The organism is Streptomyces sp. NPDC037013, from assembly GCF_055607265.1.
The window spans coordinates 1,040,873-1,055,451 of sequence record NZ_JBVJRV010000002.1; the positions used below are offsets into that span (position 1 = coordinate 1,040,873).

At 71.9% G+C, this 14,579-nt stretch carries 14 protein-coding genes; 7 read left to right on the forward strand and 7 right to left on the reverse strand.

Features of this window, described 5'->3' with window-relative positions; all coding sequences use genetic code 11:
- Positions 1-41 precede the first annotated feature (41 nt).
- The gene (gene scy / locus ACZ7DY_RS09735; RefSeq protein ID WP_471132221.1) at positions 42-4,013 is read right to left on the reverse strand and encodes a polarized growth protein Scy; all 3,972 of its coding nucleotides are present in this window, start codon (positions 4,011-4,013) and stop codon (positions 42-44) included.
- 239 nt (positions 4,014-4,252) lie between these two features.
- Positions 4,253-4,693, reverse strand: coding sequence for a methylmalonyl-CoA epimerase (gene mce / locus ACZ7DY_RS09740; protein ID WP_471132224.1), 441 nt, complete (start codon positions 4,691-4,693; stop codon positions 4,253-4,255).
- Between the two features lie 138 nt (positions 4,694-4,831).
- Between mce and ACZ7DY_RS09745 the strand changes: the two genes are divergently transcribed.
- Both ACZ7DY_RS09745 and meaB read left to right on the forward strand, forming a co-directional pair.
- On the forward strand, positions 4,832-6,034 hold the full coding sequence (locus tag ACZ7DY_RS09745) for an acetyl-CoA C-acetyltransferase (RefSeq protein WP_471132227.1): 1,203 nt from the start codon (positions 4,832-4,834) through the stop codon (positions 6,032-6,034).
- An 82-nt stretch (positions 6,035-6,116) separates the two neighbouring features.
- Complete coding sequence (gene meaB, locus ACZ7DY_RS09750; protein ID WP_471132230.1) at positions 6,117-7,073, forward strand: methylmalonyl Co-A mutase-associated GTPase MeaB; 957 nt, start codon at positions 6,117-6,119, stop codon at positions 7,071-7,073.
- An 88-nt stretch (positions 7,074-7,161) separates the two neighbouring features.
- On the opposite strand, the gene ACZ7DY_RS09755 is transcribed toward meaB, so the two are convergent.
- Positions 7,162-7,839 carry a PepSY domain-containing protein gene (locus ACZ7DY_RS09755; protein WP_471132231.1) on the reverse strand — a complete coding sequence of 226 codons (678 nt, stop codon included), beginning with the start codon at positions 7,837-7,839 and terminating at the stop codon, positions 7,162-7,164.
- A gap of 147 nt (positions 7,840-7,986) precedes the next feature.
- On the opposite strand from ACZ7DY_RS09755, the gene ACZ7DY_RS09760 reads away from it, so the two are divergent.
- Together ACZ7DY_RS09760 and ACZ7DY_RS09765 are read left to right on the forward strand one after the other, a co-directional pair.
- Complete coding sequence (locus tag ACZ7DY_RS09760; protein WP_471132234.1) at positions 7,987-8,706, forward strand: response regulator transcription factor; 720 nt, start codon at positions 7,987-7,989, stop codon at positions 8,704-8,706.
- Between the two features lie 8 nt (positions 8,707-8,714).
- A complete protein-coding gene (locus tag ACZ7DY_RS09765; RefSeq protein ID WP_471132237.1) occupies positions 8,715-10,154 on the forward strand; it encodes a sensor histidine kinase in 1,440 nt (479 codons plus the stop codon).
- A 31-nt stretch (positions 10,155-10,185) separates the two neighbouring features.
- On the opposite strand, the gene ACZ7DY_RS09770 is transcribed toward ACZ7DY_RS09765, so the two are convergent.
- From ACZ7DY_RS09770 to ACZ7DY_RS09785, 4 genes are all read right to left on the reverse strand, one after another.
- On the reverse strand, positions 10,186-10,662 hold the full coding sequence (locus ACZ7DY_RS09770) for a MarR family winged helix-turn-helix transcriptional regulator (RefSeq protein WP_471132239.1): 477 nt from the start codon (positions 10,660-10,662) through the stop codon (positions 10,186-10,188).
- Between the two features lie 118 nt (positions 10,663-10,780).
- Positions 10,781-11,587, reverse strand: a complete 807-nt coding sequence (locus tag ACZ7DY_RS09775; protein ID WP_471132240.1) for an AIM24 family protein — start codon at positions 11,585-11,587, stop codon at positions 10,781-10,783.
- On the reverse strand, positions 11,584-12,234 hold the full coding sequence (locus ACZ7DY_RS09780; protein ID WP_471132243.1) for an AIM24 family protein: 651 nt from the start codon (positions 12,232-12,234) through the stop codon (positions 11,584-11,586). The genes ACZ7DY_RS09775 and ACZ7DY_RS09780 overlap by 4 nt, the downstream gene beginning before the upstream one ends.
- A gap of 1 nt (position 12,235) precedes the next feature.
- Positions 12,236-12,874 (reverse strand): AIM24 family protein, encoded by a 639-nt coding sequence (locus ACZ7DY_RS09785; RefSeq protein WP_471132246.1) that lies wholly within the window; start codon positions 12,872-12,874, stop codon positions 12,236-12,238.
- 163 nt (positions 12,875-13,037) lie between these two features.
- Here ACZ7DY_RS09785 and ACZ7DY_RS09790 point away from each other — a divergent pair, with 163 nt between their 5' ends.
- The 3 genes from ACZ7DY_RS09790 to ACZ7DY_RS09800 all read left to right on the forward strand — a co-directional run bounded on the left by ACZ7DY_RS09790 (position 13,038) and on the right by ACZ7DY_RS09800 (position 14,565).
- Positions 13,038-13,388, forward strand: a complete 351-nt coding sequence (locus tag ACZ7DY_RS09790) for a DUF3817 domain-containing protein (protein ID WP_471132248.1) — start codon at positions 13,038-13,040, stop codon at positions 13,386-13,388.
- On the forward strand, positions 13,385-13,678 hold the full coding sequence (locus tag ACZ7DY_RS09795; RefSeq protein WP_389721269.1) for an MTH1187 family thiamine-binding protein: 294 nt from the start codon (positions 13,385-13,387) through the stop codon (positions 13,676-13,678). Before ACZ7DY_RS09790 ends, ACZ7DY_RS09795 begins: the two co-directional genes overlap by 4 nt.
- 176 nt (positions 13,679-13,854) lie before the next feature.
- The gene (locus ACZ7DY_RS09800) at positions 13,855-14,565 is read left to right on the forward strand and encodes a hypothetical protein (protein ID WP_471132252.1); all 711 of its coding nucleotides are present in this window, start codon (positions 13,855-13,857) and stop codon (positions 14,563-14,565) included.
- The last annotated feature ends 14 nt before the right edge of the window (positions 14,566-14,579 follow it).

Sequence of the window (14,579 nt, forward strand, 5' to 3'; positions counted from 1 at the left end):
AGGGCCAAAGGTCCTTACAGAGCACGGTAGATGCTCCTTGGCTAGCCCTCCGACTGCTTGCCACCCGATCGTGTCGACCCTGCCGCGGCCCCGGCCTTGACGCCACCCGCGGACGAGCCGCCGCCGGTCCCGGTCTTCGCGCCGCTCGACGGGGCCTCGAAAGACTCCAACGCCTCCAACACGTCCTGGACACGGGAGATCTCCGCATTGATGTCCGCGCGCCGGCGCACCAGGACCTCCAGCTCCCGCTTGCCCTCCTCGACCGTGCGCTCCGCCTCCGCCTCGGCCTCCGCCTTGATCCGCTCGGCCTCGCGCGTCAGCGCGGCCGTCTTCGTCTCCGTCTCCTTCAGCAGCGCCTCGGCCTTCTTCACCGCCGCGATCCGCACCTTGCCCGCCTCGGAGTCGGCGTCCGAGACCAGCTTCTTGGCCTTCGCCTGGGCCTCGGCGAGCTGCTCCTCGGCCGCCTTGACCAGCGCGTCGCAGCGCTCGCCGGCCGACTTCATCGCCTCCGCCGACTCGCGGCGGGCACGCTCGTGCATCTCCTCGATCTCGGCGGTGAGACGGTCCCGCTGCTCCTCCGAGCGCTCCCTTATGGCGGTCGCGTCGCGGCGGGCGCCGACCAGCAGCTCGTCCGCGTCCGTACGGGACTTCTCCACCAGGGAGTTGCCCTCGATGGTCGCCTCGGCGACCAGCCGCTCGGCCTCCTTGCGGGCCGCGCCGACCATCGTGTCGGCCTGCGCCTCGGCGTCCGTGGTCGCCTTGAGCGCCTTCTCCTGGGCGTCGGCGGTCAGCTTCTCCGCCTCGGCCGCGGCCTGGGTGATGAGCTTGTCGACCTGCTCGGCGGCCTCCTGACGGCGTTTGTTCGCCGCCTGCCTTGCCTCGTCGAGGGTCCGCTCGGCCTCCGCGCGCGCCTCGGACGTGAGCCGTTCGGCCTCCCGGGCCGCCTCCGCCTTGACCCGCTCGGACTCGTTGCGGATCCGCTCGGCGTGCTGCTGCGCGGAGTTGACCGTCTCGGCGGCCTCGGCGCGCAGCCGCTCCGCGTCGCCGGAGGCGTCCGAGATGAGCTTCTCGGCCTTCGCCACGGACTCCGCGCGCACCCGCTCGGCCTCCGCGGTGGTCTCCGCCTTGAGCCGCTCGGCCTCCGCGGTCGACTCGGCGCGCAGCCGCTCGGCCTGCTCGGCGGCCTCGGTGCGGACCCGCTCGGCCTCCGCGACCGTGTCGTTCTGCAGCTTCTCGGCCTCGCTGCGGGCCTCGCCGATCAGCTGGTCGGCCTGGTTCGCGGCGTCGCCGCGGATGCGGTTGGCGTCCTCCCGGGCGTCGGCCCGCGTACGGGACGCGTCCTGCTCGGCCTGCGCGATCGTGTCCGACGCCTCCGTACGCACCCGCTGGGCGTGGTCCGAGGCGTCCGAACGCATCCGCTCGGCCTCCGCGATGGCCTCCGCGACCGTCCGCTCCGCGAGCTCCTTCGCGGCCTCCGAGGCCTCCGACGCCTCGCGCCGGGTGCGGTTGGCGTCCTCGGTGGCGCGCTCCCGCTCGGCGTAGGCGTCGGCGCGGACGCGGTCGGCCTCCTCCTGCGCCTCCGTCCTGGTCCGCTCGGCGGCGTGCTCGGCCGCCGACCGCAGGCCCGCGACCTCTTCCTGCGCCGCCTCGTGCAGGCCGGCCACGGAGTCGCGCACGGACTGGGCGGTCTGCTCGGCCGCCGAGACCATCTCGGTCGCGCGGCGGTCGGCCTCCTCGACGAGACGGATCGCCTCGGCCTGCGCCTCCTCGACCCGCTTGCGGGCGGAGGCGAGGAGCTCCTCGCTCTGCTCCCGGGCGCGCTCGCGCTCCTGGTCGGCCTCCGCACGCGCCGAACCCAGCGTCTCCTCGGCCTCGCGCCGGCGGCGGGCCGCCTCCTCCTGGGCGGCGGCCAGCTCCTCGGCGGCCTCCGCGCCGACCCGCTCGGCGGCGGCCGCGGCCTCCGCGCGGACCCGGTCGGCGGACTCCTGTGCCTCCGTCTTGAGCCGCTCCGCCTCCGCGGCGGCCTCCGACCGCAGGCGTACGGCGATGTTCTCGCCCTCCGCGCGGGCCTGCGAGGCGTCCGCCGCGGCCTCGTCGCGCAGCCGCTGTGCCTCGGTCTCGGCCTGCGCCTGCAGCGTGCGGATCCGCTCGGCGGACTCGGTGCGCAGCCGGTCCGTCTCGTCCGCGGCCTCCTTGCGGATGCGCTCGGCCTCCGCGCGCGCGTCGCTCAGCGCCTGCTCGGCGGTGGCGAGGCGTTCCTCGGCCTCCGTGTGCAGCCGGGCGAGCTCCTCGGCGGCCTCCGCCTGGCGTGCCGCTATGGCCCGCTCGGTCTCCTCGCGCAGCGTCCGCGCGGCCTCCTCGGCCTCGGACCTGGTGGCCTCGGCCTGCTCGGCGGCCTCCTCGCGGTGCCGCTCGGCCTCGGCGCGGGTGCGCTCCAGGGTCTCCTCGGCCTGCGTGCGCAGGGCCGTGGCCCGCTCGACGGCCTCGGTGCGGACCCGCTCGCTCTCGGCGGTCGCGGCCGTACGCAGCTCGTCGGCGTCGGCCTTCGCCTTGGTCAGCAGCTCCTCGGCGGACTTGGCCGCCTCCTCGATCTGCTGGACCGCCTCGCGCCGCGCCTCGCCCCGGATGCGCTCGCCCTCGGCGACCGCGTCGGCCCGCAGCTGCTCGGCCTCGCCGCGCAGCCTGCGCGCTTCCTCCTGCAGCTCGACGGTCTTGGCGCGGTACTCCTTGGTGTCGTCTTTCGCCGCGCCCTTGAGCTCCTCGGCGATGTCGTGCGCCTCGGCGCGCAGCCGGTCCGCCTCGGTCTCCGCCTCCGTGCGGATCCGCTCGGCCTCCTCGGTGGCGGCCTTCGTGGTCTCCTTGGCGTCCTTGGAGGCCTTGTCGAGCACCTCCTCGGCGGTCCGCGCGGCCTTCGCGAGCTGGCCCGCGGTCTCCTCGGCGGTGATCGTGCGGGCCTTCTCGGCGGCCTCCGCGATCAGCTTCTCGGCCTGCGCGCGGGCGTCGGCGACCAGCTGCTCGGCCTCGGACCTGGTGGACTCGGCCTCCTTGGTGGCCTCGCTCACCAGCCGGGCGACCTGCTCCTTGGCGGTGCGCGTGCGCTGTTCGTTCGCCGCCTCGGCCGTCGAGAGCTGCTTGGCCGCGGCCTCCTTGGCCTCGGCCAGGACCTTCTCGGCCTCGTTGCGTGCCTCGCGCAGCGCCGCCTCGGCCTCGGCCATGCGCTGCTCGGCGGCCCGGCTCGCCTCGGCGGCCTGCCGGCGCGCCTGCTCGGACTCGGTCGCCGTGGTGGAGCGCAGCTGCTCGGCGTGGTCGGTGGCCTCCTGCGCCTGCGTGGACGCGGCGTTCAGGAGGCGCTCGGCGTCGGTGCGGGCGCGGCGCAGGATCGCCTCGGCCTCGGCGCGGGCGGTCTCGGCGTCGCCGGCCAGGCGCTGGCGGGCCTCCTCCGTGACGCGGGCGGCCTCGGCGCGGGCGGCGGCCAGGGCCTGGTCCGCCTCGGCGCGGGACTCGTCGAGGAGCCGGCGGGCCTGCTGCTCGGTGCGGGCCCGCAGCTGCTCGGCCCAGGCCACGTTCTCGTTGACGTGGGACTCGACGGTCTGGCGGCGCTCGGCCAGCTCCTGGTCGAGCTGCTGGCGGCGGGAGACGGCCTCGGCGTGCAGCTCGGACTGGAGCCGCGCCTGCTGTTCGGCGTGTTCCTGGAGGATGCGCTGGGTCTGGGCGCGGGCGTCGCGCAGCTCGCGCTCGGCGTCGGCGCGCAGCTGGTCCGCCTGGATCTGGGCATTGCGGAGCATCTGCTCGGCCTGATACCCGATGTCCGCGCTGTCGTAGGCAGGCCGGGACGCGAGGTTGCGGCGCGCCTCGTGCAGCTTGGCGCGCAACACCTCGACCTGGTAGCCGAGGTCCTCGGCGTGCTGGACGGCCTTCTCCCGCTCGGTCTTCAGCCGGTCCATCTCGGCCTCGAACCGCGACAGACTGTCTGTCTCAGCCCGCGAGTTCTCTTGGCGTTCGTAGCCCCGCACTGCGCGGTCCCATCCTTCCCCAAGCTCTACGAGCAGGGGATACCCCAACCCTGGTCGCAACTCTCTCCAACGAGCCCCGCCCATCCGCCGAACGGGGCCCCCGGGGGAATGGTGTCAGATCAACAGCGGAGCATGGGCTGCTGCCCCGACGCTCGTCCCCCGAAACCCGGACCCCGGCATGTGGCCGCCCACTCCTTCGGACGGCCGCCCCTCACCCTACCGGCCCGGATATAGGGAGGTCAGTGCTCCAGGGACTCGGAGGGTGCCGAAGTGACGAGTTCCGTGAGGACTCCGTGGCAGTCCTTGGGGTGCAGGAAGGTGATGCGCGACCCCATGGAGCCGATCCGGGGCTCTTCGTAGAGCACGCGCACGCCCTTGTCCTTGATGGCCGCGGCGTCCCCGTCCACGTCGGCGGTGCCGAAGGCGATGTGGTGGACGCCCTCGCCGTTCTTGGCCAGCCACTTGCCGACCGCGGAGTCGTCGCGGGTCGGTTCGAGCAGCTGGAGGTAGGAGGCGCCGCCGTCCCCGGTCTCGTTGATCTTGAGCATGGCCTCGCGCACGCCCTGCTCTTCGTTGACCTCGGTGTGGAACACCTCGAATCCGTACGTCGCGCGGTAGAACTCGACGGTCCTGTCGAGGTCGAAACAGGCGATCCCGATGTGATCGATTCGCGTCAGCATGGTTCAAGTGCAGCGCTTCATGCGGTGATTACGCAACGTGCGCGCGATCACACCTGCCGCCCGATGACGGCGGGGGTACTGCTCAGTACATTCAGATAAACCCTCGTTAACTCCTCTCCTCCCAAGGGGTCGTCGCACATGGCAGGAACGACCGGCACCACCTCAGTGATCGTCTCGGGCGCGCGAACGCCCATGGGCCGCCTCCTCGGCTCGCTGAAGTCCTTCTCGGGTGCGGACCTGGGGGGCTTCGCGATCAAGGCCGCGCTGGACCGCGCGGGCATCGGAGGCGACCAGGTCCAGTACGTGATCATGGGCCAGGTGCTCCAGGCCGGGACAGGGCAGATCCCGGCGCGCCAGGCCGCCGTCAAGGCGGGCATCCCCATGAACGTCCCCGCACTCACCATCAACAAGGTGTGTCTGTCGGGCCTCGACGCCATCGCACTCGCCGACCAGCTGATCCGCGCCGGCGAGTTCGACATCGTGGTCGCCGGCGGTCAGGAGTCGATGACCAACGCCCCGCACCTGCTCCCCAAGTCCCGCGAGGGCCACAAGTACGGCGCGATCGAGATGATCGACTCGATGGCGCACGACGGCCTGACCGACTCCTTCGACGGCGTCGCGATGGGCGAGTCCACGGAGAAGCACAACACCCGCCTTGGCATCGGCCGCGCGGAGCAGGACGAGATCGCCGCACTCTCCCACCAGCGCGCCGCGGCCGCCCAGAAGAGCGGCCTGTTCGAGGCCGAGATCACCCCGGTCGAGATCCCGCAGCGCAAGGGCGACCCGGTCCTCTTCGCCCAGGACGAGGGCATCCGCCCGGAGACCACCACCGAGTCCCTCGGCAAGCTGCGCCCCGCCTTCGCCAAGGACGGCACGATCACGGCGGGCACCTCCTCGCAGATCTCCGACGGCGCCGCCGCGGTCGTCGTCATGTCCAAGGTCAAGGCCGAGCAGCTCGGCCTGGCCTGGATCGCGGAGATCGGGGCGCACGGCAACGTCGCCGGGCCCGACAGCTCGCTCCAGTCGCAGCCCTCGAACGCGATCCAGCACGCCCTGAAGAAGGAGGGCCTGGCGGTTTCCGACCTCGATCTGATCGAGATCAACGAAGCCTTCGCGGCCGTCGCGGTGCAGTCAATGAAGGACCTCGGGGTGTCCTCGGAAAGGGTGAACGTCAACGGCGGCGCCATTGCCCTGGGTCACCCGATCGGGATGTCCGGCGCGCGCCTGGTGCTGCACCTCGCGCTGGAGCTGAAGCGGCGGGGCGGCGGCGTGGGCGCGGCCGCGCTGTGCGGTGGCGGTGGCCAGGGCGACGCCCTGATCGTGAAGGTGGCCAAGGCCTAGGGCCTGTCCGTAGGCCTCCCGCGGTCCCGCTGTCCCCGGGGCACGTCCCGTACGTGTCCCGTACGTAGTGAACGGAGCTGTGATGCAGGACGTCCCCTCCCTGGTGGCGCAGGCCCGCGAGGGCAGGCCGCGGGCCGTGGCCCGGCTGATCTCACTGGTCGAGGGGGCGTCACCGCAGCTGCGCGAAGTGATGGCGGCGCTGGCGCCGCTCGCCGGACACGCGTACGTCGTCGGCCTCACCGGATCGCCCGGTGTCGGCAAGTCGACCTCCACGTCCGCTCTCGTGAGCGCCTACCGCAGGGCCGGCAAGCGGGTCGGCGTCCTCGCCGTCGACCCGTCGTCGCCGTTCTCCGGCGGCGCGCTCCTCGGCGACCGGGTGCGGATGTCGGACCACGCGTCCGACCCCGGCGTCTACATCCGCTCCATGGCCACCCGCGGCCACCTCGGCGGGCTCGCCTGGGCCGCGCCGCAGGCCATCAGGGTCCTGGACGCGGCGGGGTGCGACGTGATCCTCGTCGAGACCGTCGGCGTCGGACAGTCCGAGGTGGAGATCGCCTCGCAGGCGGACACCTCGGTCGTGCTCCTCGCGCCGGGCATGGGCGACGGGATCCAGGCGGCGAAGGCCGGAATCCTGGAGATCGGCGACGTGTACGTCGTCAACAAGGCGGACCGCGACGGCGCCGACGCGACCGCCCGCGAGCTCAACCACATGCTGGGCCTCGGCGAGTCCCGGGGGGCCGGCGACTGGCGGCCGCCCATCGTCAAGACGGTCGCCGCGCGCGGCGAGGGCGTCGACGAGGTCGTCGAGGCGCTGGAGAAACACCGGGCGTGGATGGAGGAACGGGGGGTCCTCGCGGAGCGGCGGGCCGCCCGCGCCGCGCACGAGGTGGAGACCATCGCGGTCACCGCGCTGCGGGAGCGCATCGGCTCCCTGCACGGCGACCGCCGCCTCTCCGCGCTCGCGGAGCGGATCGTCGCGGGCGAGCTCGATCCGTACACGGCGGCAGACGAACTGGTCGAGGGGCTCACGGAGGGCTAGGGGCCGTCGTCCGGGACACGGCTGAGGCCCGGACCGAAGTCCGGGCCCGCGAGCCGTCGTACTTGCCCGGCGGGGGCGGCTGAGGCGTTCAGTCGTCCGAGTCGTCGCCGTGGTCGTCGTCCCGGGCGTCCGAGTGGTCGGCGGTGACCTTGCCGTCGTTCAGGCCGACGTGCCAGTCGGCCTCGGCACCCTTGGGTCCGGTCGTCTCGACGTCCCAGGCGCCTGCCTTGGCGTCGTCGTCCAGCTCCACGGAGGTCACGGTGCCCTTGGCCGCGGCGGCGCGGGCGGCGTCCGCCGCGCTGGTGGAGGCGCCCTTGAGGGCGGAGTTCACGCGGGCGGCGTCGGCGGCGTCGTCACCGTCGTCGTCCTTGTCGACCCAGGAGCCGAGCACCTTGCCGGTGCCGGGGTCGACCTCGACGCTGTGCCACGTCTTGCCGTCCAGGACGTCGACGTCCCAGACGAGGCCGCCGTCCTCGTCGTCGAGCTCGGCGGAGACGGCCGTGCCCTTGGTGTGGGCGAGCGCGGCCTTGATGGCGTCCGGGGCGGTCACCTTCGCGGCCTTCGCCTCGGCGGAGTTCTCCGCGGCGTCGTCGCGGTCGTCCCGGGCGTCGTCCTTGCCGTCGTCGTGACGGTCGTGGTCCTTCAGCTGGACGCTGGAATTCCTGGCGGCGCCGTCGTCGTCACCGCCGACCGCGAAGGCGGTCGCGGTGCCGCCTCCGATCAGGGTCGCGGCGGCGACGGTGGCGATCACGATGTTGCGCTTCATGAGGGTTCCTCCCGAGAGGTGTGCGGTGCGCCGGCGGCCCGGGGACCGCCGTTCGCTTTCGACGTGGACCAATCTGGCCGAGCGACCCTGAACGCACGCTGAAGCCGCCTGAAGAACTCTTCAGCTTCGCTCTGCCACCCTGAACGCATGCGCCCACCCGTCTCCCACCACCGCCCCACCGGAGGCGCCACGCGCCACACCCATCGACTCCTGATCGTGGAAGACGAAAAGCGCCTCGCGCTGTCCCTGGCCAAGGGCCTGACCGCCGAGGGCTACGCCGTCGACGTCGTCCACGACGGAGTCGAAGGACTGCACCGGGCGAGCGAGGACACGTACGACCTCGTCATCCTCGACATCATGCTGCCCGGCATGAACGGCTACCGCGTCTGCTCCGCGCTGCGCGCCGCCGGCCACGACGTGCCGATCCTGATGCTCACCGCGAAGGACGGCGAGTACGACGAGGCGGAGGGGCTCGACACGGGCGCCGACGACTACCTCACCAAGCCGTTCTCGTACGTCGTGCTCGTCGCCCGTGTGAAGGCGCTGCTGCGCCGCCGCGGCTCCGCCGGGCCCTCCCCGGTCCACACCCTCGGCGACCTCAAGGTCGACACGGCCGCGCGCCGCGTCTTCCGCGGCGAGGATGAAGTCACCCTCACCGCCAAGGAGTTCGCGGTCCTCGAGCAGCTGGTGCTGCGCTCCGGCGAGGTCGTCTCCAAGGGCGACATCCTGGACCACGTCTGGGACTTCGCGTACGAGGGCGACCCCAACATCGTCGAGGTGTACGTGAGCACGCTGCGGCGCAAGCTCGGTGCGGCCCTCATCACGACCGTGCGCGGCGCCGGTTACCGCCTGGAGGACCCGCGATGAGGATGAGGATGACGGGGAAACCCGGGAGGCTCTTCGGGTCCGTGCGGGCCAGGGCCACGCTCGGCGCGAGCCTGGTCGTCGCCCTCGCCCTGGTCGCCGCGGGCGCCGCCGTCCTGCTCTCGCTGCGGGCCAACCTCACCGACCAGGCCGACTCCCGCGCCGACTCCGCCGCGCGCAAGGTCGCCGCCCAGCTCGTCGCGGGCCGGCCGTACGACGATCTCGACCTGCCGGACGACGAGGATCAGCCCGTCCAAGTCGTCGACGACAAGGGCAGGTTGGTCGCGGCCAGCGACGACCTCCAGAAGATCGACGGGACCGGCGTCGGCGCGGTCGACCCCGCGCCCGCTCCCTCCTCGGAGGGGAAGGAGACCGGCGAGGCCGACGAGACCGACGAGGTCGGCGAGGTCGACGACGAGACCACGTACACCGAAGGCACCGCCACCGTCGACGGCGAGAGCGGCGACTTCCGCTTCGCCGCGGTCGAGGTGAGCACGGAGAACCGGGGCGACCTCACGGTCTACGCGGGCGGCTCGCTCTCCAGCGAACAGAGCGCGGTCTCCACGGCGTTGACGGCCATGCTGATCGGCTTCCCGCTCCTCCTCGCGGTCGTCGCGGGCGTCACCTGGCTGGTGACGCGGCGCGCGCTGCGCCCGGTGGCCGCGATCACCGAGGAGATGTCCGCGATCACCGCCTCGGAGGACCTGGCGCGCCGGGTGCCCGAGCCGGACACACACGACGAGATCGCCGGTCTCGCCCGCACCACGAACGAGACGCTCGCCGCGCTGCAGACCTCGGTGGAACGGCAGCGGCGCTTCGTGGCGGACGCCTCGCACGAACTGCGCAGCCCCATCGCGTCGCTGCGCACCCAGCTCGAAGTGGGCGCGGCGCACCCGGAGTTGCTCGACGTCGACGGCGCCGTGGAGGACACCGTGCGGCTCCAGGAGCTCGCCGCGGACCTACTCCTGCTGGCCCGGCTCGACGCCGGGGAGAAGCCGGGCGGCGCCCCGGTCGACCTGGCCGCCCTCGTCCGCGAGGAGCTGTCGCAGCGCACCCGGGACCACGTCGACGTGCACGCGGAGCTGAAGGGCGTCGAAGTCACGGGCTCCCGGGGCCAGTTGGCGCGGGTGCTCGGCAACCTCCTGAACAACGCCCAGCGGCACGCGCGCTCCCGCGTCACGGTCACCACCCGGGACGACGGTGCCTGGGCGGTCCTGGAGGTGGCCGATGACGGCGCCGGTGTCCCGGCGGACGAACGGGAGCGGATCTTCGAGCGGTTCGTACGGCTCGACGACGCGCGCACCCGCGACGAGGGCGGGGCCGGTCTGGGCCTCGCCATCGCGCGGGACGTGGCGGTGCGGCACGGCGGCACGCTCGTGGTGCGCGAGGCGCCGTCCGGTGGTGCGGTCTTCGAGCTCCGGCTGCCCGTCCCTCAGTCGTCGGCGGATTGAGGGGCGCCGCGGCCGGCCGCGGTGGAGCGGGTCAGGGCTTGCCGCGCTGGGAGCGCAGGTGTTCCGCGATCGGAGCCAGGGCCTTGCGCAGGTCGTTGAGGGCCTCGCCGGAGATCAGGTCGACGAAGTGCCGCCGCACGGAGGCGACATGGTGCGGGGCCACCTTCCGCATGGTCTCCATGCCCTCGTCGGTGAGGACGGTGTAGAGGCCCCGCCGGTCGGACTCGCAGTTCTCCCGGCGCACCAGGCCCGCGTTCTCCATACGGGTGATCTGGTGGGAGAGGCGGCTCTTGGACTGGAGGGTGGCGGCCGCGAGATCGCTCATGCGCATCCGCAGCTCGTCCGATTCGGAGAGATATACGAGAATGTCGTAGTCGTTCATGGTCAGGTTGAACGGCTGAAGGTCCTTTTCGAGCTGATATGTCAGCATCCTGTTGACCTCCACGTGGGTGCGCCAGGCGCACTGTTCCTCGTCGGTCAGCCACTGCGGGGCCGTCTCGGTCTCCATGAAATCGATTCTACCTAAGAAGTTGAAAGGTGAACGAATGGTGGGATGTGACGCGCCTCGCACCCACTGCTCCCCCGAGGGGCACAGGCGTTCGCCGTCACACTCCGCAGACTACCGCTCACAGCCCGAAGCGACGCTGGAGGTCCCCCAGTTGTCCGGGAAGGCGCGGTACCCCGGGCTGCTGGCCCGGTTGTCCCGCCGCGCCCCGTCCGCCGGGTACGCCCGCCTGGTTCGGAACCTCGCCCGCGGCCTGCTCGGCCATGAGGACCTCGGTGGACTGGAGCAGCACCGTGCCCGCGCCCACGAACTCGAATTGGTGCTCCTCGCCCGAGGTGCCGCCGATGCCGGTCAGCGCGCGCACGCCGCCGATGACGCCGGTGAGGTAACCGTGGTCGTAGTGATGGCACGGTGAAGGGCAGTCGGCCCAGCCCACGAGCGCCTGTGGATCGACGCGGACGGGGGGCTCCATGAAGACCACCGGGCCGTTCGACGCGGCGACGAACTTGCCCGTGCCGATGAGCGTCAGGAAGCCCGGAACGATCGATTGCTTCAACGCGAGAGTTGGCTGAAAAGCGAGGAGGTTGCCGGAGCGAATGGTCAGGTTGCCCTCGTCCAAGTCATACGAATTCACGTCGAAGGCCCGGTCGGCGAGGAGCATCTTGCCCTGGCCGTCCGCCACGACCCACTCGCCGGCGTGCAGCGGCGAATGGAAACTGGTCCGGACCAACCGGTCCAGGCGGCCGTGCCCGATGCCGTTGAAGTCGATCCGCCCGTAGTAGGCGATCATCTTTCCCTTCTGCAGGAACCACTGGCTTCCCTTGAGTTCGACGCAGAAGGTGTACGGATTGACGTTGTCGTCGCCCGGCAGCGTGTGGGGGTCGAAGACGGCGGGCGCGCCCGCGGGGGTCGAGACGGTCGGGTTCACAGCTTCTCCTCCGAGGCCTGGACGTACACCGCGCCGCTGCCCGACAGCTCCAGCTGGAAGGCCTCCCCGGAACCGCGGCCCACCATGTCGCGCCAGCCGAGCGCCGTCGACAGCTTGTTGCGCACGTCGCCGTGGTGCGCCACGTACGCCTGGGGGTCGACGTGGACGGGGCGCTGCGGGGTGATCGGTACCTCGATGACGCCGCCGTGCGCCATGACGGCGACCGCGCCGTGGCCCTTCAGGGTCGTGGTGAACAGGCCCTGGCCGCTGATCTGCCCGCGCACCATGCCCATGACGCCGCCCTGGGAGCCCATGAACATCGTGCCCTGCTGGAGCGTGCCGTCGAAGGCGAGCAGGCGGTCCGCCTCCACATAGAGGGTGTCTCCGGAGAGGCCGATCACCTGGATGTGGTGGCCGCCGTGCCCGAAGAGGACCGTCCCGCTGCCCTCCACGGTCATCAGGGGAGTGGCCTCGCCCGCGACGCGGCGGCCGATCATGGAGGCGAGTCCGCCCTGGCCGCCCTGGAGGTTGGGGGTGAAGGAGACGTCTCCCTTATAGGCGAGCATGGCGCCGCGCTGGCTGAAGATCTTGGTGCCCGGCTCGACGGAGGCTTCGATCATCTTCGAGTTGATCTCGCGGAAGGGCATCTCAGACGTCCCCCGCGATCGTGAGGCGCTCGCTGGGCTGGACGTAGACCAGGCCGTCGCCCTCGAAGCGGATCTGGAAGGCCTCGCCGCCGCCCTCGCCCATGAAGGTCCGGAAGGTGACACCGGACTGGAAGCTCTGGCGGACGTCGCCCTGGTGCGCGATGTACGCCCCCGGGTCCACCGTCAGCGGATACTCCCGGGAGACGCGCAGCACCACCGCAGGACCGTCGGAGACGATGGCCGCCTGGCCGGTGCCCTCGACGGTGGTGGTGAACAGGCCGTTCCCCTGGGTGGCGCCGCGCAGGCCGGTGAAGGTGGTGCCCGTCCGCAGTCCGGTCTCGGTGCACAGCAGATTGCCCGCCTCGACGTGCAGCTTGTCGCCCTGCAGCCGCACGAGGTTGATCTCGGCGGCGCGGTCGGCGAACCAGCAGGTGCCGTGCCCCTTCACCTCCATCACCGTCATCTGCTCGCCGGTGACGCGGCGGGTCACCATGCCCCTGATGCCTTCGCCGCCGCCGGTCATCTTCTTGAAGGCCATCTGGCCGTCATAGGCGATCATCGAGCCGTTCTTCGCCTTTACGGCGTCGCCCGTCATGTCGACGGCGAGCACTCTGCTCCCCTGGAGCCGGAAGGTAGCCACGAATCGACGGTAGCCGCCGCGTACCCACCCAGAACAGGGTGAAGGGCCCTGAGCGAACCCCGAGAAGACCCCGATGTCACAATGGGGTCGCTTGTGCGTCCGTTCACAAGATCGGCGCCGCCGAGCCCGCCCCTGCCGCCGCCCCTCCCACCGAAGGTGATCCGTGGACATCAAGACCGCCTCCGCCCTCCGCCGCCTGCGCCTGGTCTCCGTGCCCGAGGGCATTTCCTGGATCGTGCTGCTGGTCTGCACGATCATCAAGTACACGGTGGCCTCGGGCTTCAACGTCGCCCCGGTGCTCGGTCCGATCCACGGCGTGCTCTTCATCCTGTACGTGCTCTTCTGGCTCGACGCCTGGAACCGCACGAAGTGGGACGCGAAGACGGGCGCCCTGTACTTCGCCTTCTCGATCATCCCCGGCGGCGGGTTCATGGCCGAGCGCAGGCTGAAGCGTGCGGCCGAGGCCGCGGTCATCGCGTCGCGCGCCCGCAAGGAGGGGGTGGTGAACGCATGATCGTCGCCTTCTCCGTGACCCCGCTCGGGGTCGGCGAGGACGTCGGCGAGTACGTCGCCGACGCGGTCCGCGTCGTCCGCGAGTCCGGGCTGCCCAACCGGACCGACGCCATGTTCACCTCCGTCGAGGGGGAGTGGGACGAGGTGATGGACGTCGTCAAGCGCGCCGTCGCCGCGGTCGAGGCGCGGGCCCCGCGCGTCTCCGTCGTCATGAAGGCGGACATCCGCCCCGGCGTGACGGACGGCCTCACCTCCAAGGTCGACACCGTGGAGCGCCACCTCTCGGCCTAGCCCCCGCACCCGAAAGCCCCTGCCCTCCGGACCACCGGGCAGGGGCTTTTCTGTGTCCCCCGGACAGAGCGCACCAGATTGAGCAGTCGCTCAAACCCCACTTGAGCAGTCGCTCAAAAAGCTGTACCTTCCTGATTGAGCAGTCGCTCAAAAGGCTCTGAAGTGGGGGTTTACCAATGGGCCTGTACATCGAGACGCGGATACGCGCCGATCTCGACGACCTCTGGGCGCACACCCAGGAGCCCGGCCGGCACCAGCGCTGGGACCTGCGCTTCACCGAGATCGACTACCTGCCGCGCCGGGACGGGGAACCGCAGCGCTTCCGGTACGCGACGCGGCTGCTGCCCTTCCTGACCGTCGCCGGCACGGGCGTCTCCGCCGGCGAGAAGCAGCGCCCCGACGGCACCAGGACCTCCGCCCTGCGCTTCTCCTCGCCGCACCCGCTCTCCCTGCTCGAAGAGGGCAGCGGCTACTGGCGTTACGTACCGGAACCGGACGGCGACGGCGTCCGCTTCCTCACGGGATACGACTACCGGCCGCGGTGGAGCCGCTTCGGGAAGATCGCCGACCGCGTCCTCTTCCGCCCCCTGATGGGCTGGGCGACCGCCTGGTCCTTCGACCGCCTGCGGCTCTGGCTGGAGCGCGGCATCACCCCCGAGCGCGCCCTGTGGAACGCGGTCGCGGAGACCGCCGCCCGCGTCCTGTGCGTGGTGGCCGCAGTCCTCCTCGTCCCGATGACGGCCCTGGCCACGGCGGCCCTGATGCTGGTTCTGCCGCCGCTGCCCACCACCCCCGCGGCCCGCCGCTGCCTGCGCACCCCGCCGAAGAGCGTCCGCGCCCCGCACCTCCTCACCACCCTCGCAACGGCCAAGGAGCAGCGCCCGTGAACCAGCCCGCATCG

Coding starts and splice junctions, on each gene's coding strand:
- ACZ7DY_RS09745 (WP_471132227.1), top strand. CDS start 4,832: ATGGCAGGAACGACCGGCACCACCTCAGTGATCGTCTCGGGCGCGCGA.
- ACZ7DY_RS09760 (WP_471132234.1), top strand. CDS start 7,987: ATGCGCCCACCCGTCTCCCACCACCGCCCCACCGGAGGCGCCACGCGC.
- meaB (WP_471132230.1), top strand. CDS start 6,117: ATGCAGGACGTCCCCTCCCTGGTGGCGCAGGCCCGCGAGGGCAGGCCG.
- ACZ7DY_RS09780 (WP_471132243.1), bottom strand. CDS start 12,234: ATGCCCTTCCGCGAGATCAACTCGAAGATGATCGAAGCCTCCGTCGAG.
- mce (WP_471132224.1), bottom strand. CDS start 4,693: ATGCTGACGCGAATCGATCACATCGGGATCGCCTGTTTCGACCTCGAC.
- ACZ7DY_RS09795 (WP_389721269.1), top strand. CDS start 13,385: ATGATCGTCGCCTTCTCCGTGACCCCGCTCGGGGTCGGCGAGGACGTC.
- ACZ7DY_RS09800 (WP_471132252.1), top strand. CDS start 13,855: ATGGGCCTGTACATCGAGACGCGGATACGCGCCGATCTCGACGACCTC.
- ACZ7DY_RS09765 (WP_471132237.1), top strand. CDS start 8,715: ATGACGGGGAAACCCGGGAGGCTCTTCGGGTCCGTGCGGGCCAGGGCC.
- ACZ7DY_RS09770 (WP_471132239.1), bottom strand. CDS start 10,662: ATGGAGACCGAGACGGCCCCGCAGTGGCTGACCGACGAGGAACAGTGC.
- ACZ7DY_RS09755 (WP_471132231.1), bottom strand. CDS start 7,839: ATGAAGCGCAACATCGTGATCGCCACCGTCGCCGCCGCGACCCTGATC.